Source organism: Mesotoga prima MesG1.Ag.4.2, from assembly GCF_000147715.2.
Taxonomy (GTDB): Bacteria; Thermotogota; Thermotogae; order Petrotogales; family Kosmotogaceae; genus Mesotoga; species Mesotoga prima.
Map to the genome: position 1 here is coordinate 891082 of NC_017934.1, position 20994 is coordinate 912075.

Sequence of the window (20994 nt, forward strand, 5' to 3'; positions counted from 1 at the left end):
ATACAAGTGAACCACCGTGAACGTGTCGTAAGAACTACTAGTGTCATCAAAACCGGGGGGTGCAACTATCCCGGGATAAGTCTGGAGGAAACCTGCTTACTGTCCAGATGGTGACCGGCATATAGGTGGCGTGACCCTGGTACAGGCTTTGATTAGGAACTTGGGAACCTGGATCTGGATGTTAAGGGAAAAGCCGCAAGTGGAAGACCCACGAGGGTGAAAGTACCGATGCCAGATTCAGGGGCGGAACAGTCCGTAGTAGTGATGAAGCTCCTGTAATGGGAGTGGAGCGAAGGGACTGTGTTATCCAGTTTTGTAGGTTAGTCAACCAACTCTGTGCAGACAACCGAAAGGGAGGAACTGTGAACAGAGACAAGGAAGGAGCCAACAGACAAGATGAGGTCGTATGAAATCCCCAAGAAAGTAGTACTGGAAGCATTCAAGAAAGTGAAAGAGAACAGAGGGGCAGAAGGAATAGACGAGGTAAGCCTGGAAGAGTTCGAAGCCGATCTTGACAACAATCTCTACAAGATTTGGAATCGAATGACCTCGGGCAGTTACTTTCCACCTCCAGTAAAAGCGATAGAGATAGAAAAGAAGAGTGGAGGCAAGAGAGTACTGGGAATCCCCACAGTGGGGGACAGAGTAGCCCAGATGGTAGCCAAAATCTATCTCAATCCCCTGGTAGATCCATACTTCCATAAGGACTCCTACGGATACAGGGAGGGAAAGTCAGCGATAGATGCCCTTGAAGTAACGAGGCAGAGATGCTGGCGGTATGACTGGGTACTGGAATTCGACATTAAAGGACTGTTCGACAACATAGACCATGAACTACTAATGAGGGCAGTCAAGAAACATGTGAAGATTCCATGGCTAATACTCTACATAGGGAGATGGCTGAAAGCACCCTTTTCAGAAACCTAATGGAAGAGTCGAAGAGAGGAGCAAGGGAACGCCACAGGGAGGGGTAATAAGCCCTGTACTGGCTAACCTCTTCATGCATTACGCCTTCGACAAGTGGATGGAGAGAACTCATCCGGATAAGCCCTTTGCCAGATACGCAGATGATGGAGTGATACACTGTAGAACTCTGGAGGAAGCCCGGCTTCTTCTTGAAAGTCTCAAAGAAAGAATGGAAGAATGCAAACTAAAGCTTCATCCAGAGAAGACCCGTATTGTCTACTGCAAAGACGATAAAAGGAAGGGCGAGTATCCAAATACAAGCTTTGACTTTCTAGGATACACCTTCAGAGTCCGTAGCTGCAAAGCCAGAAACGGGAGGATCTTCTACAGCTTCACCCCTGCAGTGAGTGAACAGGCAAAGAAGGCGATGAGACAGAAGATCCGGAGAATGAGACTTCAAACCAAGTCATACCTGAGTATTGAAGAACTCTCAGAAAGAATCAACCCGGTAATAAGAGGTTGGATAAACTACTATGGACACTTTCGCAGATTTGAGATGTATACAGTACTGAGTCGGCTAAACAAAGCCTTAGTTCAGTGGGTAAGAAACAAGTACAAGAAAAGGAGAGGTCGTACAAAAGCGGGTAAATGGCTAGAAACTCTTGCTCGCAGGGAGCCTCGTCTATTTGTACACTGGACAATGGGGATATTCTATACGGCTGGATAATGGGAGCCGGATGAATCGAGAGATTCAAGTCCGGTTCTGAGAGAGCCTGGGGGTGAAATCCCCCTGGGCTACTCACCAGCATAAGAACCGCTGTGCGCTGGGAAGATTAAGAATCCGTTGGCTTTTGCGGGTTGCTGTTTTCTGGGAAGAGAGTGAGAGAGTGAAGAACGGTTCTTCGTTGGTCCAGGATTACGTCATGCTTGAAATTGTTTCAGAATCCAGTTCCTGCATTGTGATTTTGGTTCCCATTCTTGCAACTGACAACTTGCAACTTGGAACTGATCTTTTGCTCTTACGAACCCCCAACTTCCGACCGGAGCCACGGCCTTACAACTCATTCAAATGGAGGACCAACGTTGATCGTGAGCCAGTAATCACCAATGGCCCTGGCTACAACGAGGAATTCCTTGAAATTAACTGGCTTGACTAGGAAGGAGTTTACTCCACTGTCGTAACAGATAGCTCTGTCTCCTTCTTCTCGGGAAGAAGTAAGAACGACAACCGGTATTCTTTTCGTTAGTTCGCTTTTCTTCATCTCTTGAAGAACCTCATGCCCGGAAATGCCGGGTAGTTTGAGATCTAGCAGAACAAGATCAGGAAGTGGAAAAGCCTCTCTATCACTGAAGGGTCCGTTACCGAATACATAATCGAGCGCTCTTTCCCCAGTCTTTGCGATTTCGACGTGATTCGTGAGCCCCACCTGCCTGAAGGAATCAAGAGTCAACTCAATGTCCATCATCTTATCTTCAACCAGAAGTATGATCGCATTTTTCAAGGCTAAACCCCCTTAATCTTCAAAGTGAATTTCGAGCCTTTCCCGGGTATAGATTCCAGAGACACGTCTCCTCCCATTAGCAAAACCGATTTCTTTACAATCGAGAGTCCAATACCAGTGCCTGGAAACTCCTCATCAGTGTGTAGTCTCTGAAACACATTGAAAATTCTTTCGTGATACCTGTCTTCTATTCCGATCCCATTGTCTTCTATCGTTAGAAAGACCCAACCTTTGTGATGTTTGGAGGATATTTTTACTATGGGGCGCGACCCGACATTGTGATAAGTCAACGCATTCTGAAGGAGATTAGTTACTGCTCTTTTTAGAAGAGATTGGTTTGCATAGACCGTTGGCAAATCCGTAATTATGCTTACCTCTGCCCCTTCCTCTTCAATTCTCCGGTTCAACGTAGCAATGCAGTCGTCAACGATACTTTTCAAAGGTAGTTCGTTCAGGTGAATCGATGATCTACCGATTCGGGAGTATTCTAGAAGGCCGTCTATGAGATCGGACATATCTCCTCCTGCTTTCGATATAAATCCGAGATACCTTTGTCCCTCTTCGGGAAGGGAGGACATATAACGATCTGAAATGATCTTTGAAAAGCCATTAATAGCCCTTAGAGGAGCTCTCAAGTCATGTGAAACAGAGTAGGCGAAAGATTCCAGCTCTTTATTAGCCGCTTCGAGCTCTTCTGTTCTATTTTTGACTCTCCTTTCTAGTTCCTCGAGCATTAGTTCTCTTTGAGTTACATCTTCAAATATCGCTACGACTTCATGTGATCTATCGGGATAGATATAATTATCGGCCCAGAAGTCTATTCTTTCATCTTTGTAGCGCCTCACTGGATGGTGCATTGGTCGGCTGGTCTTCCATACCTCGATAAGCCTCTGGTAAAGACCTAGCTCTACAACTGATGGGAAGATTGCCTTGACACTTCTACCAAGTATCTCCTCTCGATTTACTCCAGTAATTCTGCAGCCAGATGGATTCATATCCAAGAATACGACATCGTCACCTTCATTGATTACTCTGTATATGGCCACTCCAATGTTCATGTTCATATATAACTTTCTGAAGCGAAGTTCGCTTTCCTTGAGGGCAAGTTCTGCCTTATGTTGTTCTGTCACATCCTCAAGTATTCCGAAGATTCCTTCAAGATTTCCGTTTTCATCACGAATTGGGGCGTTGTAAACCTTTATAATGATTTCTCTTCCATCCTTCGTCCTCTGCGCAAAGCGCTCGCCTCTAACGGGAAGGCCTTTCAGAGTTTCGACGTTCATTCTCTCGTAATCTTCCTTTTGGGTTTCTAGAATGTAAGGCAGAGGTTTGCCGAGGACCTCTGAGCATTTCCATCCAAATATCTCTTCGGCCGCCTCATTCCATGATGTAACCTTATAGTCGAGATCAAGACTTATAATAGCTACCGGAGAATTCTTCACAATCACCGCGAGCCTTTCGCTCGTGGAAGCAAGTTCGCTTTCTGCTGCTTCCCCCCGCTTGCGCGCTATTTGGCCCGTCATTGCCCAGCCTACTATCATTGTTGCCGCCGGATAAACTATCATCACGGGCAACGCTGCTATCTCAAAAAAAGTTTCTCTACTTTGAGAAGGAAGAAGAAGCATGCACAGAAGCATAAATACATGCACTACGATTCCAAATAGATACAGCTCTAGTAGTGAGCGATCACAGGAATCTCTTCGTTTATGATGTTGCCAGATGAGACCCACAGAAACCGAACTGAGTATTGTGCTTATTCCTGGAATCGTTCCCTCGCCGCCCATCAATATCCTCAAGCCAACGGCCATCGAGGCCGAAATCATGGAGGGAATAAATCCGAAAAAGAGACCTATTAGACCGAGTGCAACCGATCTAGTATCGAAAACTACTCCGGGAGAGAGCTGCCAAGAGTTGAGCATGACGCCAACTGTAACCATTCCAAGAAGGAAGCCAGAGATGATTTGCCTTGGTATTTGTCTACTTGTTGTTGATTTAACATAGAAGACGGTGTACAAAACCACAAAAGTAATAAGTAAAGCTGCGTTATTGACAAGCGCAAGCAGTGCTTCTTTTCCCATATTGGCTCCTTTTGAGGGTTGAATGATGAAGCTCTAGAGAAAGTATAATCTGCGCTCTTTCCAAAAGAATCTATCTGCGAGAGTGTATCACTCACAGGTTTTCAAATTACGCTGAAAAGAACAGTATCTGCTCGTTCGATCATGACAGTCCTGCATGATATTATTGTTGAGTTATCGGGAGGTGTTTATGGACAAGACCGTTGATGGAAATTTCTCTGATTGTTCGTCGATAAAGATACTTCTCGTAGAAGATTTGAAAAGTGATGCGGAGCTAGCGGAATTAGAAATCACAAAAGGGCTTTCGGGATGGTGCGATTCTGTTGGTTTCTTGAGGGTAGATAATCGTGAAGATTTTCTCCAGTCGATCTCTAATTACAAGCCCGACATAATCATTTCCGATTACATGATGCCTCACTTCAGCGGGATGGAAGTAATAGATCTTGCTTTGAAGTTCTCTCCCAGTACGCCTATAGTCATTCTTACTGGTTCCATGAACGAGGAGACTGCCGTTGAATGTATGAAGGCGGGCGCCTCAGATTATGTCATAAAGGAACATATGGCTAGGCTCCCGTTCGCAGTCAAGGAGGCAATAAAAAGAAAGAAGGAAGAAAGACTCAGGGCCGCAGCTGAAGAGGCTCTTGAAGAAAGCGAGAGGAAGTTTCGGCTTATTGCAGAAAAGGCGAATGATCTGGTATATAGATATGAATTATTCCCCGAGAAAAAATTCTCGTATGTCAGCCCTTCTGCCACAAAGATTACAGGCTATACACCGGAGGAGCACTACTCAAATCCAAATCTTGGTTTCGAACTGGTCCATCCTGATGACAGATGGAAACTTGACGGGCTTTCAGAGCAAGTGAATCAATCGCCGATTCTTTTGAGATGGATCAAGAAGAATGGAGAGATCATCTGGACCGAGCAGATGAATGTGCCCGTTTATGACGATGAAGGAAATCTTATTGCAATAGAAGGAATCGCCAGAGACGTTACTGAACGCCAAAAAACCAGCGAAGCACTGAAGGCAGCCTTCAATTCAGTTGTTACTGTGTTGTCTGATGTGCTGAATCTGAAGGATCCATACACTGAATTCCATGAGAAGAACGTCGCTAAACTTGCCGTCGAAATTGGAAGAAAAATGGATCTTGACGAATCAACGATCGAAGCTTTGAGAGTTTCGGCAATGGTTCACGACATAGGAAAGATTATGATTCCCACCGAGATATTGTCGAAGCCCGGAAAACTGAGCGATATAGAGTTTGAAATAATAAAGAGGCACCCCGTGACAGGATACGAGATTCTTAAAAAAGTCAAACTGCCCTGGCCCGTTGCAGAAATCGTTTATCAGCATCATGAGCGTCTCGACGGTTCCGGTTATCCTAGACACTTGAAGGAGAAGGAGATTCTTCTCGAAGCCAAGATAATTATGGTTGCCGATGTTGTCGAAGCGATGAGCTCCCATAGACCATATAGAGCAGCACTTGGTTTTGATGCCGCACTAGAAGAAATCAGATCGAATGCTGGAAGGCTTTACGACCCGAAGATCGTTGAGATTTGTGCTTCGATAATAGAAGGAGGATTTACCTTTTTAGAATCTGATCAGTAGAAGACCTCTGTACTCTTCAAAAATCCACGCAATTTCAAAACCGATCATTTTCTAGATGCTTAGGAAGGGGAAATAATTCCTCGACCGTTGTTTAATTAAGAAGCAAAGACGAAAAAATAGAAGCCGCCTCTAATGGGCGGCAAAGAATAGGAAGTGCTAAAGTGAAAATAATAGGCATTGAATTATGATAGCATAGCATCTGCGAAAACTCATATCCTATAGAGACCGACATATTAATAAATCGATAAGAATTGGTTATGCTCTGCGTCGCGTTTGTTTTTTCTTGCAAGGTTTAGGATGATGTGCTGACTGTATTTTACGAGCCGGTTCACATGGAGATCAGTTGTGCTAGGTTATAAAAGTGTCTAAAGAAGGCTCACAATCAAAACAACGCGAGCGAGAATAGAGTTCTTTGCGATCAGCTGTTAAAGCAGAGGGTTGAAAGACATCAAAGGAACTCAGAACAAAAAAGAGCTGAAAAAGCGAAAATCTCCCAACTGGGAGATTTTCAATGGAACTTACGCCGATGGAGAACTAAAATGTTGGCAGCCCCACGGGGAATCGAACCCCGACCTTCGGACTGAGAATCCGGTGGACTAGCCGTTATCCTATGGGGCCGAACAGAAATAATATTATCATGCTCTCTGGCTTTTGTAAACACCCCTATTGAAGAGATATAATCAGTTTGAGGAGGTGTTGCGGTGTTTGTTAGACGATGGTTTTCTTCGCGCAAAAGGGCAAGCGTCGTGATTTGTCACGGAATTGGCGAACACAGTGGAAGATACGACGGTTTTGCTACTTATCTTAACGGAAAGGGATTCGATGTGTTTGCGGCAGATTTTCCAGGTCACGGCATGCATTCGGGAACTCGGGGTTTCATTAAGTCATTTGACGACTTCACGTCGCTTGTAAAGGAAGTTGCCGATCGAGTGAAGAAGATTCAGCCCGAGCTTCCCCTCTTCCTTTTCGGGCACAGTATGGGAGGACTTATAGCTACAAGAGTCATAGAGGTGCATCCAGATCTTTTCAATGCCGCCGCCCTTAGCGCTCCCCATCTTTTTTCAGCAAAGGAGTCCGTCAAGAATCTGCTTCCGTTGATTTCGATTATCAGACGAGTTGCACCAAAAACTACATTCAGTAGTTCTTCTCGTTTCACTCCCGCTGACTTGTCAAATAATGAGAGAGCTGTACAACGATACATTGCAGATCCTTATGTGCATGATCGAGTATCACCGAATCTCTTTTTCGGTCTTGAAGATAGTATCGAGCAGGCGCTGAAAGAGGCGGATAGAATAATGACACCTACTCTAATAGTCTATGGTTCCGCCGACAGGGTTGTTGATCCAGTAGGAGGAAAGGAGCTCTACGAAAAGATTAACGTGGAGAAGAAAATGCTGGAAATCCCGGGGGGAAAGCACGAACTGTTTGCCGACGAAGAAAGAAGGTCTCAATTCTTCGGGGCGATTTCATCGTTCTTTCTTGAGCATATTTAGGTGTATCTCCAGCCAGCGACGGGCAACTCTTTCATCATGTTTTATCTGTTCTATTAGCTCGCCCAGTGAGTCGAATTTCAACTCGGGCCTAATAAATTCAAGAAACTCCAGTTCAAGGTTTCTATTGTAGAGATTGCCGGAATAGTCAAAAAAGTATACTTCATACTTGACTTCTTCCGATGTGTTTACCGTGGGTCTGAAACCAACATTTAGCAAACCAAAGTAATCTCTAGAGTCAATCGTCGACATAATTATGTAAACACCCGATCTCGGTATTACTAGCCTTTCATCTCCCCGATGTATGTTTGCAGTCGGAAAGCCAATCTTGGCGCCGAGCTGTTTGTCTTTGTAAACCTTGCCTCGTATCGAGTATCTCTTTCCTAGAAGGGAATTCGTGAGGCCGATGTCCCCTTTAGCTATAGATTCCCTTATCCAGCTGCTGCTAATTCTGCGCCCGTCATATAGCGCGTCGGGTACGATCTCAACTCTCAAGTCTCCTTCTTTTGAGATCCTCTCCAATAGCTCGATATTTCCCTTTGCACCGTTTCCAAAGGTGAAATCACTTCCGACTACAATTGCTCTCATGCCTTCACTCATCAGCCTGGAGATGTAATCTTCCGGTTCAAGATACCTGATTTCTGACATGTTGACAGTTAGTACCCTTTCAATTCCGGTAGCCAGAATCAGTTCAAGTCTCTGTGCAACAGGATAGATTATCCCCGGGAAGTTTGGAAAGTAGTATCCCCAGGGATAGACAATTGAGATTGCTGTACTCTGCAAATCTAGATTGGCTGCTATGTTTACCGTCTTTTGCATGATCGCTCTGTGACCCAAATGGACGCCGTCGAAATTTCCTATGCAGGCAACATACATATCAAGCACCAAGAACCTTTTCCAGTTTTGCCACTCTCTCGAGCGAATTCTTAGCTAGGAGTGTCTTGATGAATGAAGAAGTGCGCTCTGATCTTGCGACTGCCAATAGTCGTTCGTCGCTACCGATTATTCTGATTAAGTCGTTCTTCGCAAACTTTCCCATAACACCTGCCACTCCGCTGGCATAGATCTGTTTGCCAAGGAGGACATTGCTGCTCTCAGAATCGTTTAGCAGAAGACCTGGAAGGAAGTCAATCGAATCTTCGAGTGAAATTATTGAGAAATCAGACACATCGTCGATCTGGTGTGCAGAATCAACGGAGAAATTACCCTGAGAAATCCTTCGTAGTTCAGTAACCGTTGCGCCGCAGCCAAGTTTGTACCCAATATCCATAACCAACGATCTGATGTAAGTTCCCTTTGAGACCTTAGCTGTAAAGGTGACTTTCTCATAAGAAATGCCAATGTCATCGATAGAATAGATCTTAACCGGTTTTGGCGGAAGGTTGATTATTTTGCCCTCTCTAGCGAGTTTGTAAAGCCTCTCTCCGTTGTACTTCTTTGCAGAGTATGCGGGAGGAACTTGAAGATACTCTCCTTCAAATGATTTGAGTGCATTAAAAACCTCATTGAAACAGAAACCCGGCACCTTCCGCTCTTCAACAGTCCTGCCCGTAATGTCAAATGTATCTGTAATTCTTCCTAGCACGAGCTCGGTCCTATATGTTTTGTCCATTTCAAGAAAGTACTCGAGAATCCGAGTTCCCTTGTTTACCCCAGAGATAACGAGCCCACTGGCAAAAGGGTCCAGTGTTCCCGCATGGCCTATCTTCTTTGTCCCCAGTCGACGTCGAAGGAGGTTGACAAGATCATGTGAGGTAATTCCGACCGGTTTGTCTACAAGTATAATCCCATCACTCATCTTTCGTGTTTGTCCTCTCCCTTTCGATCTTCTCCAGCAACTGAGCTACTCTCAAGCTTGCTTCTATTCCAATGTCTTCTTTAAAACGGATTTCAGGGGCTTTGAACAGACGAATGTTCTTTGCAATTGCAGTCCTGAAGATTCCCTTATCTTCATTCAGCCTTTTAACCAGCTTTTTCTTGCTTTCATCTGGTCCCATAAGACTTACAAAGACCGTTGCAAAACGCTTATCTTTGGTAAGTTCTACCCTGACTATTGAAACCATTCCTAGCGAGTCGTTGTAACTTGTGTAAGATGATAGAGTTACCGTGAGAACCTTCTTTATCTCAGACTCCAACATCTCTTTCCTGTAACTACTTGCCATGGCTCTCACCTCCGGGATAATTATAACCTACAAAGCGAAGATGGGAATATGCCAGAATGAAAATGAATGCAACGGCGCTTCGGCTGGAGGCCTTCTCGGGTCCACCGTCAACGGTTCGCCGTTCTCAGAGAAGAGCATATAAGAAATTCGACGCAATGCCGGCGAAGATCGCGCCGGGACGCAAGAGGCACTGAGGAGCATCAGTGGACGCAAGGCTGGCTTCGTCGGGAAGTGATGCGCCGAAAAACATCGGCGGAAGTGATGCCCGGAAAGTCATCCGGGGAAGTGATGCTCGCTTGCGCGAGGAAGAAAGAAATATCAGACTCAATACGCCGAAAAGCATTGGCGGTCGCACGCCGACGAAGAACATGTCGGGACGCAATGCACTGAGGAGCATCAGTGGACGCAAGGCCGACTTCGTCGGGAAGTGATGCCCTTATAGAACGAGTATGTAAAGAAGATTGTGTAAACCCTCTAGAATGGAAGAGAAGATTGGAGGGAAAAGAAGATGAAATTTGACAGAGAAAAGATCAAGTCGTTAATCGAGAAGAATGGATTTGAAAACGTTGGAGATGTTCAAGAGGCAATGAAGGAATTGTTTGGTGACGTAATCAAAGAAATGCTTGAAGGAGAACTGGAAGATGAGCTTGGATATTCGAAGCATGACTACAAGAACAAAGAGACTGACAATTCCAGGAATGGACATAGCAAGAAGACAGTTAGGAGCGATTACGGAGAAATAGAACTTGAGATACCAAGAGACAGGAAAGGTGAATTTGAACCGGTTGTTGTGAAGAAACACCAGAGGGACATTTCTGGTATAGAGGATCAGATAATCTCCATGTATGCAAGGGGAATGACAGTAAGAGATATTCAGAGTCATATAGAGGATATCTACGGTTCCAGATTGTCTGCAGAGAGCGTAAGCAGGATAACGGACAAGATACTGCCACTGGTCTCCGAATGGAGAAACAGACCATTAGAATCTGCGTATGCGATAGTCTACATGGATGCCGTATTCTTCAGGGTCGTTGAAAGCAACCAGGTAAGGAAGAAAGCACTCTATATAGCCTTAGGAGTATCCCTAAATGGCCACAAAGACATTCTAGGCATGTGGATAAGTGAAACAGAAGGAGCAAGCTACTGGCTAAGCATTCTCAACGAATTGAAGAATCGCGGGGTTGAAGACGTGGCAATCTTCTCAATAGATGCATTAAGCGGAATGGAAGAAGCCATAGAGGCTGTATATCCATTCTCAGAGGTTCAGAAGTGCATAGTTCACCAGATAAGAAACACCATGAGATATGTTACCTGGAGGGATCGTAGACCTCTAGCACGCGATCTCAAGACAATTTATCAGGCACCTACAAGAGAGGCAGGATGGAATGCATTGCTTGCACTAGAAGAGAAGTGGGGCGACAAATACCACTTGTCAATAAAAAGCTGGAAAGATAACTGGGAAACTCTCTCAACCTTCTTTCAATATCCAGAGGAACTGAGAAGATTGGTTTATACAACTAATCCCATTGAATCAGTTAATAGACAACTCAGGAAGGTGACGAAGAACAAAGGAGTCTTTCCAACAGACAATTCTCTCTTAAAGATGGCTTATCTAGCAATAATGAACATAACAAAGAAATGGACAGTAAGAACTCTTGATTGGTCCAGGATCCTTACTCAACTTGTGATAAAGTATGAAAGATTAGCTAAGTACATAAGCTGATTCTTAAACCCATTACAAAAAAGGGGTTTACACAAAAAAAGAGACAGAACCTATAGAACATTAGACGCAGTGCCGCATGCGGCAGGAAGCTATTAGAAAGCCAGTCGCACTTCGTGCTGCCAGTTCCGCCTCACGGGATGATAACCTTACTCCCTTGAGGTCATCCTGGCACGCTTCTGGCCAGGATCTAAATCTCTGAAACAGTTGCAAGTTGTTGGAATTGAAAAAACCAGATCCCGTATAAGAGCGCTACGGGATGACAATGTCAGACGATTATACGATTCTTTTGTAGGGGCGAACGGCTGTTCGCCCGAAAGAGGTCTTGGTTGGAATCTCTGCCATTTACGCGAAAAATGGGACCATAAGGAAGTCGCAATGGGCCGGAAGGCATCAGTGGACGCAAGGCTGGCGAAGAACACGCCAGGCGGGTAAAAACTAAAATTCCTTACAAGAGTAAGACGTGATGGCAGTCATCTATGTCATCCCGGCACATCTGCCAGGATTTAGATCCTTGGATCGCTTTCAAGACTAGATCCCGATCAGTTGCATATCGGGATGACGGTCTTTTTTACTTCGGGTCACCCTGGCACGCTTCTGGCCAGGATCTAAATCTCTGAAACAGTTGCAAGTTGTTGGAATTGAAAAACCAGATCCCGTATAAGAGCGCTACGGGATGACAATGTCAGACGATTATACGATTCTTTTGTAGGGGCGAACGGCTGTTCGCCTGAAAGAGGTCTTGGTTGGAATCTCTGCCATTTACGCGAAAAATGGGACCATAGGGAAGTCGCAATGGGCCGGAAGGCATCAGTGGACGCAAGGCTGGCCAAGATCATGCCAGGACGCAATGCCCGCTTCGCGGGGGAAGGGCAGATGAACGCCGCTAAAAAACCACGTTATCCGTCAACGGTCCTCCGTTGTTTGTTAGAATAAGAGAGGCAGGGGATGCAAGATAAGTCCAGTCCTTCGTTATAGCCTGCGAGGCCCAGTGGGGCAAGAACATCTTGCATCCAGGAGTGTTCAGGAACGATAGTAGAATATCCGGAGCAGGAATGCTTCAGGACCAAAACAGCGGTAAACGAAACACTCAACAAACTGCCAAACAAGCAACGGAGGTGCAGTTATGGAGATAGTTGGAATTGATTGGGGAAGAAAGAAGCATTACTGTTATCTTTTGCACCAGGGTAAGAAGTTAGTTTTAAGGAACAAGGAAGAAGATTTCGCGAAGCTTCTGAAGATAAAGGAGGCGGTCTATGTTATTGAGGATGGCAATAACAGGATCGTCGATTATCTTCTAAGGAACAACAGGCAGGTGTACATACTTCCAAGCAGGAGATCGAGCGAAGCCAGGTCATTCTTCGTGATAGAAGGCAAGAGCGATTTCATTGATTCGAAGGTAATAGCGATGACCTATGAGCATAACCCCGAATGGTGTTTGCAAGTGAAGAGGGAAGGGATAGCTTTTGAGCTGGATGTACTGGTTGAAGAGAACGCTGTGATAAATGTATCTATGATGCAGGATATAGGAAGGCTGGATGCATACCTTGAAAGGTACTGGCCGGAGGTGAAAGAAGTTTTCAGTGGCACTTCCGCCAGAAAACTGGCGTTTATATCCATCTGTCCTACTGCAAAAGACTTTCTCTCAATGTCTGATAAAGAGATACTCCTGAAGCTTAAAGAGATGGGTTTCCTGATAAATAGCAATCTCAAAAGCAAGCTGAAGGAGCTCAGAAAAATCGCGCTTGAAAGATATGTGCCAGCTTCCATAAGGACATTGATAGTCGCTTTCTCAAGGTACGCTATGGAGAAGAAAGTGATGAAGGAAGAGATAGGCAAGCAGATGAAAGAAATCATTGAGAAAAGCGAATTCAGTGTGCTTCTCACCTTACCTGGAGTGGGAGTAATAATCGCCAGCCAGCTCATAGTTGCCTACCTAACACACAAGTTCAGTTCCTACAGAGACCTTCAAAGGTACGCGGGAACTACTCCGACTTACTATGGAAGCGGTAACAAGAATACCACCAAGATGAGAAGTAACTGCAATCACTATCTCAGAGGGACTCTTCATATAGCCAGTCTTGCTGCAACAAATAGCTCTAAATGGATGAAAAGATTCTACGACAACAAAAAGAGCGAGGGCAAGAGCTCTGCTCATGCCCTCCGTGCATTGGCGAACACCATCCTCAAAATCGCCTTCGCCATGCTTAGGGATTTGACTCCCTACTCAGAAGAGAAATTCTTCAAGAGGAATCCTCTTTCTGATTATACTCCTTCTAAAAAGGAGGGAAAACAGAAGCCTGAATACTCGCTGAAAGTATCTTCAGTAGCTACCTGCCGGTCTACTGCTTGATCCTTTCAGTCTGCCTTTTTTATAACTGTTGACATAGTAGAAGCCCTCCGAAAAAGAAGAAGAAGAACTAGAGCAGAAGTGATGGCCGGAAAGTCATCCGGGGAAGTGATGCTGCCTTCGGCAGGAGGGTCAAGACCCAGGGATTCTGTTTAGCTATAGTATTGCTTCTGACCAGCATCTCGCTCCTGGCTTTGATTCCGGTCCGGTCTGACCAAGAACGAAGAACAGTTCCTCATTCTGGAACGAATAACAGGTTCTCCTTGGAGAAAGAATAACCGTTCAACTATGGACCAGTTCTTTTGCTATTCCTACCACGAATCTGCGACCCCCAACCCCGGTCTTTCCCATTTTTAACCCTGCCAATTTGTGTCGGGAATTTCCGATAGTCTTCTTTCAACTGCTAAAGTGCCCTCTAATAAATGTTTATAGAACAGAGTATTTCTTCAAAGAAAATTCAAGTGTTCCCCTGAACTTAGGAGTAAATGTACCCTTTGAAGGCGAAAAACAACCCTATACTTGTTTCAGGAAGATAAGTAACGGTCATTCAGAAGAGGTCCATATTTATCATAAAGGGGCCCAGACCCGAGGAAAAAGGTAGAGGGGGGCCAATGGCCCCCCTTGTATCTGAGAGTGAATTTTTACTGATTGAAGTTTCTAGAGCGAGGTGGACTGAATGAAGAGAGTTGTCGTTACAGCAGATTCTCACTTTCCATCGAAGAGCGATTGCGGCTTTGCACTGATAGACGTCAGCAATCCCCTTGAACCGGTGGTTCTAAGCAGAAGCAAGCTTCCCGATCATTGCGGGAGTTTCGCGAGCAGTAACGGCTTCCTCTATTGCACTCTTCCAGGCAGTTTCATGATCTTTGACATTTCTGACCCATTTGCGCCCAGATTGCTTTCAAGGCTCGCGGCAAACGGCGGCTGTCAGATAGTGATCTCGGAAAGAAGGAAGAAAGCCTTTCTTGCCGATTGGAAGAACGGTGTCTTAATAATCGACATAAATGATCCCTATGAGCCAAGAATGATTGGAAGAATGGGGTGTAACGGAGATGAAAGAAACAATGGAGAAATTCACCCCTATGGCGTCTCCGGTCTTGCAGTGCATAATGGGCTTCTCTTCGCCTCTACTATGGATTACGACATGCTCCAGAACAGAGAGGCTCTTTACGTTTTTGATATTTCGAGACCGCGCAGCCCAAAGTGGATCGCTAGAGTGAATACTTACCCATGTCGTGGCCACGGCATAGTACTGAAAAGGAATTACGTTGTCATAGTAGGCCTGAGAAGTACGATGGTTATCGATATCTCGAGGCCTGAAGAACCTGCAACTATCTCTTTGATAGAAACTCCCGACCGTTTTGGTATGAACCCCTGGCTTTCAGGTGATTATCTGTACGTTCCCGAAATAGTATATGAGCCCAACAAGAAGCTTGCAGGATTGAGGATACTCGACATTTCAAATCCTCTTCACGTAGAGAGTATTAGTGAGCTTCTGATTCCCGCAAGAGCGGCCACTAACGTCAAAGTTGTGGATAATCTCGCGTATCTCTCCTGCCAATGCGGCCTGGCGATAGTCGATGTAGCCGATCCCGAGAAACCTAAGCTGCTTAATCTATGTACTCCTTGTGAAGTCGACAAAATCGCGGAAGGCATCGAGGTAATTGACTATCGGGATGAAGTGTTTAAAGAAGAAAGGGTTTCTTAGCCCATAAATCACGTTTCGAACCGATTATAGGAGGTGTTTGGTATGAAAAAGGTAGCGATTCTTCTTGTAAGCCTTGTACTGTTGTGCTCAGTCAGTGTTTTGGCTAGCACGGAAACAAGGACTATTTTCGAAGGCGGCGCCGGTCCCGAAATGCTCGCAGAAAGATCTGCAGTCAACAATTACCGCGCTTCTCAGATCTTTGCCGTATACATCCACACGTCAGGAGGAGATGTTCAAGTCGCAGTTAACGGAAATTGCAGCGACTTCTGCAGTTGTGCATCTAGATGTTTGCTCTGGCAAGAAGTATGTAGGACGGCAATAGAGAGAGGCCTTTCGCTTTCAACAAGTGATAGGGTAATTGTCTTCTACATCGAAAAAGGTGTGGAGAAGGTTGCGGTACTGGCCGCAAATGAGTGGGATTTCACGCATGATTATGGAACTACTATTGAAGCCTGATTATCTCGTACTATTCAGATGACTCTCAATGGTTTTGGAAAAGTGTGTTGTTAATGATTCGATTAATCAATCAATTCATTTCTGAAGGAGGTGCAAAAGAATGAGAAAGACTTTCATAATGATCTTTTTGCTGATAACGATATTTGCATCACTGGCAATTGCTAGATACGATCTCGATGGAACTGTGACAGTAACGCAAGTGTACGTCCACACAGCCGGGGGTGACTACAAACTGGACATCTCGGAAATCTGCCTGAATCTCTTCAGCAGAATAGGGATCGAAGTTCTGTGGAAGGAGGTTTGTCTGGGAGCAGAAAAGTACGGCTGCGTTCTCTGCCCCTTCGATAAGGTAATAGTCTTCTTCAAAGACGAAACCGGTCTGGAAAGCGCGGCAGTTGTCGCCGCGGATAAAGACAGATTTGCTCAAGAGTTTTTGAACGGCGTTCCCACTTATCTTACACTGTGATACAAGTCTCGATAAAAAGAGTACAAAACCCTTTTCCCTTCTAACTAGAGGATCGGCCCGCATAGCGGGCCATTTTTTTGATCAATGTTGGGCGAGAGACTGTTTTGGGATAGATGAAATAGATCCTTGTTAAGTATAATAATGCTGGATCAGGACCGATCAGAGAAGAGGTGCTCCGGTGATGAAAAGAGTCCTTGTTGTTAGCGAAAGCAATTTCCCGAAGGGAACCAAGTTCAGACTCAGTTTCATCGATGCGACTGACCCGTTCCGGTTGTCTTCGATATTTGAAATGGAGACTCATAGCTTAGTTGTATCCTTGGCATACAAAGACGGATTGATCTACTGCTCGATGTCCAAGGGTTTCTCAATATACGATGTCTCCGACCTGAATTCTGTGAAAGAGATCTCACATATTGACCTGTTTGGTGGAATCGATATGGAGCTTTCATCTGGCGGCGATTACGCTTATCTGACTTCCTGGAAGAGAGGAATCACTATCGTCGACATTCATGATCCGTATAATCCATCTTTGATCGGTAGGGCGTCGTGCAACTACCAGGTCTTGCCTGACGACGACAGTCCGTACGGACCATATGGGGTTGCAGGAATTGTGGTACGAGGAAGATACGCTTTCTGCGTGACCTGCGACTATACGGACGACAAACACAGAGAGGTCTTCATTGTTTACGATATAGCAGATCCATCAAACCCTCAGCAGAAGGTAATGATCAGCACCGCTCCCTGGAGAAGCCATGGAATGGTTGCTCAAGGAGACATTGCTTATGCCTCGGGTTTTGAAAGCATACTTGTTTTCGACATTTCAGAGCCGCTCGATCCCGTTCTCATCAACAGACATGAACAAAAGGCGAGAATGTGCTGCAACTCGGTTATCCGGGGAAACCTGCTTTACAATGCGGGGTCGGACTACGCTCCGGAAGGCTCTGCCGGGGTACTGTCGATTTTTGACATCACCAATCCCCTTCATATAAGGGAGATTGGAGAAACGCCGACAATAGGGCGTGTCAGCTGGAACTTGGCATTAGTGAAGGATCTTGTATATGTCGTAAGCGACGGTACTATTTCGGTAGTAGAAATCGCTAACCCCGAGAAACCTGCCGTTAGAAGTCTTTGTGGGCCCTCGGGAGCAGACATGGTCTATGATGCCATTGAGATCATAGACTTTTCTGCTTGAGATCGATGAGAGGCGGGAGAGATCATGAGAGACTTCGCGATTTCCATGGATTCTGATCCTGATGAGAGAGGTGACTGCGTCTTCATGGTGGTCGATATTACTCGTAATCAGACACCGGCGCTTGTTGGCAGGACACCATGTCAAGGTTTTTACAGAGACCTGTTCGGAATCGGCAATTATCTCGTCTGTTCAGGAAATTCCGAAGTCGATATCTATAATGCAGCAATGCTGCCGGAAGTAAGTCTTATCTCTCATTTCAAGGGGTTCGGAGGGAAGAAGATCGCTCCGGATGTACACAGAGATCTCATATTCGTTCTAAACGAAGTTCAGGGTGTTGGGGTCATAAGCATAGCGGAACGAGAAGAGCCGAAGTTGCTCGGTCACATCTACCCGGGAAATCTTTCGGAAGATCTATTAATGACGGATATCGCCTTGCTCGACAACCATCTTCTGTTGCTTGTTAATGATTTGAGCACTTCATCTCACCGTGAATGCCTGCTGATTTACGACGTCATTTCGCCCGAGAATCCGCAAATGAAAGAAAAAGTAAGTATTGCCCCCTGCAAGGGCAACGTTCTTGCGATAAAGGGTGAGAGACTGTATATCTCTGGATTCAACAATCTTATGATCAGGAACGTCAATGACATTAATGAAAGCGGACGTTCGGCACTTGTGGAAAGGGATGGGACCAGGGGAGTTGGATTGATTGTCTACGGAGACTTAGCTTATCTTGTCGAGCATGAATGGGCTCTTAGGTCGACAACGGCCTTTCTCAATGTTGTCGATCTGAGGGTATCAGATGAACCAAAGTTCATGGGAAAGACTCTTCTGACGATCAACTTTCTTTCCGATTATACGGACGTCTCGATGAGAAAGATCGGGGAGAGACTCATCCTCGTCTCGAGTTTCGGGCTGCGGGTCATCGACGTTAGCGATCCCGCTAATCCGGATATTACCCATCTGTTCCGCCCCTCCGACAGTTCCAGAATTGCTTCCGGACTGGAGATACTCACGGTTGATTGAGATTATTAGATATCATAGATGTGTATTCCCGAGTTCCATTTGCCTTCAGGAGCGTTTCGAGCGGAAAGCAGTCTCGGCGATTCCGGTCTGCCGATATCTACAATCGCCACGCCCGAGTCACAGACGACATAGGCTATCTCATTGTCGATCGTTATGCTGTCCCCGAAGAAACTCAACGGCAAGACAATTTCTCCAATGAGTCGAGGGTGCAGAGGGTTAGAGATATCTACTACGTCAAGAATTCCGTTGTGTTCGACGGAGCTGTGAATAACACCAACTGCAAAGAGAAAGTCATCTGCTAGCCTCGCGCTCACTAAAAAGTGATTTCCAGTCTTCAGCTCTCCAACAGTCATGGGGTCTTCAGGAATAGAGATGTCGAATGATAGAACCCCGTGCGCACCGACGGCGAAGACATAGTTGCCTTTCGAATCCATCCCGTGCGCTCTGAAGTCCGGAGTCGGAATTTTCGTGACTTTCTTTGGATTTGAAGGATCTGAAACATCGTACATGTACAAAGCTCCCAGGTTTCTCGACGTGACATAATCCATGGTAGCTCCAAACAGGAAATTGCCTCTGAGACAAAGGCCGCTTGACATACCATATGGTCCATCATTTCCAACGGGATGAAGATCGACGCAGTCACAATCGGCGCTTCCCAGTGGAATCGGGTCGTCCCTTTTTGAGACATCCAGGATTGCAATTCCCCGCCTCCAGTTAGATAGGTAGAGCAGCTCCTTCATTTTATCAAAAAGAATGTATCCTCCACAATATCCTTCTATTCTTTTCAGCATTCTTATGTTCTCGATATCTGTGATGTCGAAGACCTCGAAGAACTCTCTTTCAAGGCAATAGAGTCTTCCCGAATCTACTAGGAAGGCCATACAGTTTCCCGAAGCTTTAGCCCTCGCGATTACGGATATCTTCGCCGGGTCAGATACATCTGCCAAGATGAATGACGAACCGGTATTCCAGCCAGATAGATTCTCACCGAAAACAAGGCATTTCAAAGAAATTCCTCCTCCTTGATCGCGGGATCACAACACGAAAACCCAGTTCTCTTCAAGATCAGAGGAAAGCTATCTTCACCCGCAAAGTGCGTCTTATATACCAGTCTTCACCTAACAGTGCCTCTGTCTCATAATCAACTCTTGGAAAGGGATTTAGTTCAAGAAAATCATTTCATAAGGCGTAGAACAGGCCCAAAATCGCGAACCCGCTTCAAGAAATACAGGAGATATTTATAATTTCTTCAGTCTACTTCTACTATTGCCGCGCCTATGTACTCCTTTGTCTGATCCAGTTCATCAAAAAGAGCTAAAACCGCAGGGTTGTTTACATCTTTAACGTCCACAGTCGCGACACCGTTAGAGCAGGCCAGATAGGCGATATCTTTATCCACGAGAAGTCCAAAGCCCTCTCCCGTGTCTATACGGGTCTCGCTCAAAAGACGAGGATGGATCGGGTTTGAAACGTCGATTACCTGAAAGAATCCATTCTGAGACCTGTCGCTCGAGAGGAGCGGCTTTGAAGACAATTTGCTGTCAGCCTTTGCAGAACTCTCTTCTTCGGCGAATTCAAGTATTCTTCCCGAGATTAGGAGTCGATTCCTGTAATCTCGGGCGAAAACGCCGAATCTCCCTTCAAGCGGCAGTTCTCCAATCGTGAGAGGCTCCTCAGGAGATGATATGTCTATTGAGAGAATTCCGCATGCACCCACTGCGAACAAGTGGCTTCCTGCTATTGCCATTCCATGACCCTTAACGGGGGTCGTGCTCAATCTGGCAGCCTTCCTGATATTTTCGAAATCGCTTACGTCGTAGACATACAGCGCTTCCCTCTCTTTTGTAGCCACATAATCCATGGCGACCCCAAAGACATAGTGTCCCCTCTTCACTATCTGAGAAATCCCGTATGGGCCGATACCAGCACCTGGTTCAACCGAGATATCACAATCACATGACCCTAGCAGAACCGGCGAAGTCGGGTTCTTGACATCAATTACGCTTATTCCATGCTGATAGCTTGAAAGGTACAGGCGCTTTTCCGACACTTCATACTGTGTTGTGTTGCCTGGATGGTTTCCCTCAAACATGGATACTCTGGAGATTTTTGGAAGGCTCGAAACGTCGAAGATTTCCAGGTGGCCAATTTCACTGCAGAAGAGAAGCCCGTTATGAGAAGCGAATGAAACGGTCGTACCCAGAGTCCTTATTCGATCTACGAAGGATATCTTGCGTGGATCGGTAACATCGAGAACGACGAAGGCCGGATCGGACGGTTCTATGGGGAGCTCGCTTTCCGAAGTGATCATGAACCTTTTCACAGACAATCACGCTCC

Annotated in this window: 16 protein-coding genes, 1 tRNA gene and 1 pseudogene; 10 read left to right on the forward strand and 8 right to left on the reverse strand. The window is 45.6% G+C overall.

Going from position 1 to position 20994, the window contains the following annotated elements; genetic code table 11:
• The first annotated feature begins 396 nt into the window (after positions 1-396).
• Positions 397-1633: pseudogene (gene ltrA / locus THEBA_RS14900) on the forward strand (group II intron reverse transcriptase/maturase).
• A 334-nt stretch (positions 1634-1967) separates the two neighbouring features.
• Here ltrA and THEBA_RS04355 read toward each other — a convergent pair.
• Positions 1968-2408 carry a response regulator gene (locus THEBA_RS04355; protein WP_014730604.1) on the reverse strand — a complete coding sequence of 147 codons (441 nt, stop codon included), beginning with the start codon at positions 2406-2408 and terminating at the stop codon, positions 1968-1970.
• Positions 2409-2410: 2 nt separating this feature from the next.
• Complete coding sequence (locus THEBA_RS04360; protein ID WP_014730605.1) at positions 2411-4486, reverse strand: PAS domain S-box protein; 2076 nt, start codon at positions 4484-4486, stop codon at positions 2411-2413.
• A gap of 187 nt (positions 4487-4673) precedes the next feature.
• Between THEBA_RS04360 and THEBA_RS04365 the strand changes: the two genes are divergently transcribed.
• Complete coding sequence (locus THEBA_RS04365) at positions 4674-6089, forward strand: HD domain-containing phosphohydrolase (protein ID WP_014730606.1); 1416 nt, start codon at positions 4674-4676, stop codon at positions 6087-6089.
• Between the two features lie 543 nt (positions 6090-6632).
• On the opposite strand, the gene THEBA_RS04370 is transcribed toward THEBA_RS04365, so the two are convergent.
• A tRNA-Glu gene (locus tag THEBA_RS04370) sits at positions 6633-6707 on the reverse strand.
• Between the two features lie 83 nt (positions 6708-6790).
• Here THEBA_RS04370 and THEBA_RS04375 point away from each other — a divergent pair.
• On the forward strand, positions 6791-7582 hold the full coding sequence (locus THEBA_RS04375; protein ID WP_014730607.1) for an alpha/beta hydrolase: 792 nt from the start codon (positions 6791-6793) through the stop codon (positions 7580-7582).
• Here THEBA_RS04375 and ribF read toward each other — a convergent pair.
• The 3 genes from ribF to rbfA are packed head-to-tail and all read right to left on the reverse strand — an operon-like array spanning position 7556 to position 9741.
• Positions 7556-8455, reverse strand: a complete 900-nt coding sequence (ribF, locus tag THEBA_RS04380) for a riboflavin biosynthesis protein RibF (protein WP_041928416.1) — start codon at positions 8453-8455, stop codon at positions 7556-7558. The genes THEBA_RS04375 and ribF overlap by 27 nt on opposite strands.
• A 1-nt stretch (position 8456) precedes the next feature.
• Positions 8457-9377: a tRNA pseudouridine(55) synthase TruB gene (gene truB / locus THEBA_RS04385; protein WP_014730609.1), complete on the reverse strand. Its 921-nt coding sequence runs from the start codon at positions 9375-9377 to the stop codon at positions 8457-8459.
• Complete coding sequence (gene rbfA / locus THEBA_RS04390) at positions 9370-9741, reverse strand: 30S ribosome-binding factor RbfA (protein ID WP_006492572.1); 372 nt, start codon at positions 9739-9741, stop codon at positions 9370-9372. Before rbfA ends, truB begins: the two co-directional genes overlap by 8 nt.
• 508 nt (positions 9742-10249) lie before the next feature.
• On the opposite strand from rbfA, the gene THEBA_RS04400 reads away from it, so the two are divergent.
• The 7 genes from THEBA_RS04400 to THEBA_RS04430 all read left to right on the forward strand — a co-directional run bounded on the left by THEBA_RS04400 (position 10250) and on the right by THEBA_RS04430 (position 18656).
• On the forward strand, positions 10250-11464 hold the full coding sequence (locus THEBA_RS04400; protein WP_014730611.1) for an IS256 family transposase: 1215 nt from the start codon (positions 10250-10252) through the stop codon (positions 11462-11464).
• A gap of 1123 nt (positions 11465-12587) precedes the next feature.
• The gene (locus THEBA_RS04405; RefSeq protein ID WP_014730612.1) at positions 12588-13814 is read left to right on the forward strand and encodes a transposase; all 1227 of its coding nucleotides are present in this window, start codon (positions 12588-12590) and stop codon (positions 13812-13814) included.
• 673 nt (positions 13815-14487) lie between these two features.
• Positions 14488-15519, forward strand: coding sequence for an LVIVD repeat-containing protein (locus THEBA_RS04410; protein ID WP_014730613.1), 1032 nt, complete (start codon positions 14488-14490; stop codon positions 15517-15519).
• A 42-nt stretch (positions 15520-15561) separates the two neighbouring features.
• Complete coding sequence (locus THEBA_RS04415; protein ID WP_014730614.1) at positions 15562-15975, forward strand: hypothetical protein; 414 nt, start codon at positions 15562-15564, stop codon at positions 15973-15975.
• Positions 15976-16075: 100 nt separating this feature from the next.
• A complete protein-coding gene (locus THEBA_RS04420) occupies positions 16076-16441 on the forward strand; it encodes a hypothetical protein (protein WP_014730615.1) in 366 nt (121 codons plus the stop codon).
• Between the two features lie 181 nt (positions 16442-16622).
• The gene (locus tag THEBA_RS04425) at positions 16623-17633 is read left to right on the forward strand and encodes an LVIVD repeat-containing protein (RefSeq protein WP_014730616.1); all 1011 of its coding nucleotides are present in this window, start codon (positions 16623-16625) and stop codon (positions 17631-17633) included.
• Positions 17634-17657: 24 nt separating this feature from the next.
• Entirely contained in the window at positions 17658-18656 is a 999-nt protein-coding gene (locus THEBA_RS04430) for an LVIVD repeat-containing protein (protein WP_014730617.1), read from the forward strand.
• A gap of 5 nt (positions 18657-18661) precedes the next feature.
• Here the strand turns inward: THEBA_RS04430 and THEBA_RS04435 are convergent, their stop codons facing one another.
• Both THEBA_RS04435 and THEBA_RS04440 read right to left on the reverse strand, forming a co-directional pair.
• The gene (locus tag THEBA_RS04435) at positions 18662-19663 is read right to left on the reverse strand and encodes an LVIVD repeat-containing protein (RefSeq protein WP_014730618.1); all 1002 of its coding nucleotides are present in this window, start codon (positions 19661-19663) and stop codon (positions 18662-18664) included.
• Positions 19664-19905: 242 nt separating this feature from the next.
• A complete protein-coding gene (locus tag THEBA_RS04440; protein WP_014730619.1) occupies positions 19906-20979 on the reverse strand; it encodes an LVIVD repeat-containing protein in 1074 nt (357 codons plus the stop codon).
• Positions 20980-20994 lie beyond the last annotated feature (15 nt).

Excerpts from the sequence above, each read along its gene's own strand:
- THEBA_RS04420 (WP_014730615.1), top strand. The coding sequence starts at position 16,076 with ATGAGAAAGACTTTCATAATGATCTTTTTGCTGATAACGATATTTGCA.
- THEBA_RS04430 (WP_014730617.1), top strand. The coding sequence starts at position 17,658 with ATGAGAGACTTCGCGATTTCCATGGATTCTGATCCTGATGAGAGAGGT.
- THEBA_RS04415 (WP_014730614.1), top strand. The coding sequence starts at position 15,562 with ATGAAAAAGGTAGCGATTCTTCTTGTAAGCCTTGTACTGTTGTGCTCA.
- THEBA_RS04400 (WP_014730611.1), top strand. The coding sequence starts at position 10,250 with ATGAAATTTGACAGAGAAAAGATCAAGTCGTTAATCGAGAAGAATGGA.
- truB (WP_014730609.1), bottom strand. The coding sequence starts at position 9,377 with ATGAGTGATGGGATTATACTTGTAGACAAACCGGTCGGAATTACCTCA.
- ribF (WP_041928416.1), bottom strand. The coding sequence starts at position 8,455 with ATGTATGTTGCCTGCATAGGAAATTTCGACGGCGTCCATTTGGGTCAC.
- THEBA_RS04365 (WP_014730606.1), top strand. The coding sequence starts at position 4,674 with ATGGACAAGACCGTTGATGGAAATTTCTCTGATTGTTCGTCGATAAAG.
- THEBA_RS04360 (WP_014730605.1), bottom strand. The coding sequence starts at position 4,486 with ATGGGAAAAGAAGCACTGCTTGCGCTTGTCAATAACGCAGCTTTACTT.
- THEBA_RS04405 (WP_014730612.1), top strand. The coding sequence starts at position 12,588 with ATGGAGATAGTTGGAATTGATTGGGGAAGAAAGAAGCATTACTGTTAT.
- THEBA_RS04425 (WP_014730616.1), top strand. The coding sequence starts at position 16,623 with ATGAAAAGAGTCCTTGTTGTTAGCGAAAGCAATTTCCCGAAGGGAACC.
- THEBA_RS04410 (WP_014730613.1), top strand. The coding sequence starts at position 14,488 with ATGAAGAGAGTTGTCGTTACAGCAGATTCTCACTTTCCATCGAAGAGC.
- rbfA (WP_006492572.1), bottom strand. The coding sequence starts at position 9,741 with ATGGCAAGTAGTTACAGGAAAGAGATGTTGGAGTCTGAGATAAAGAAG.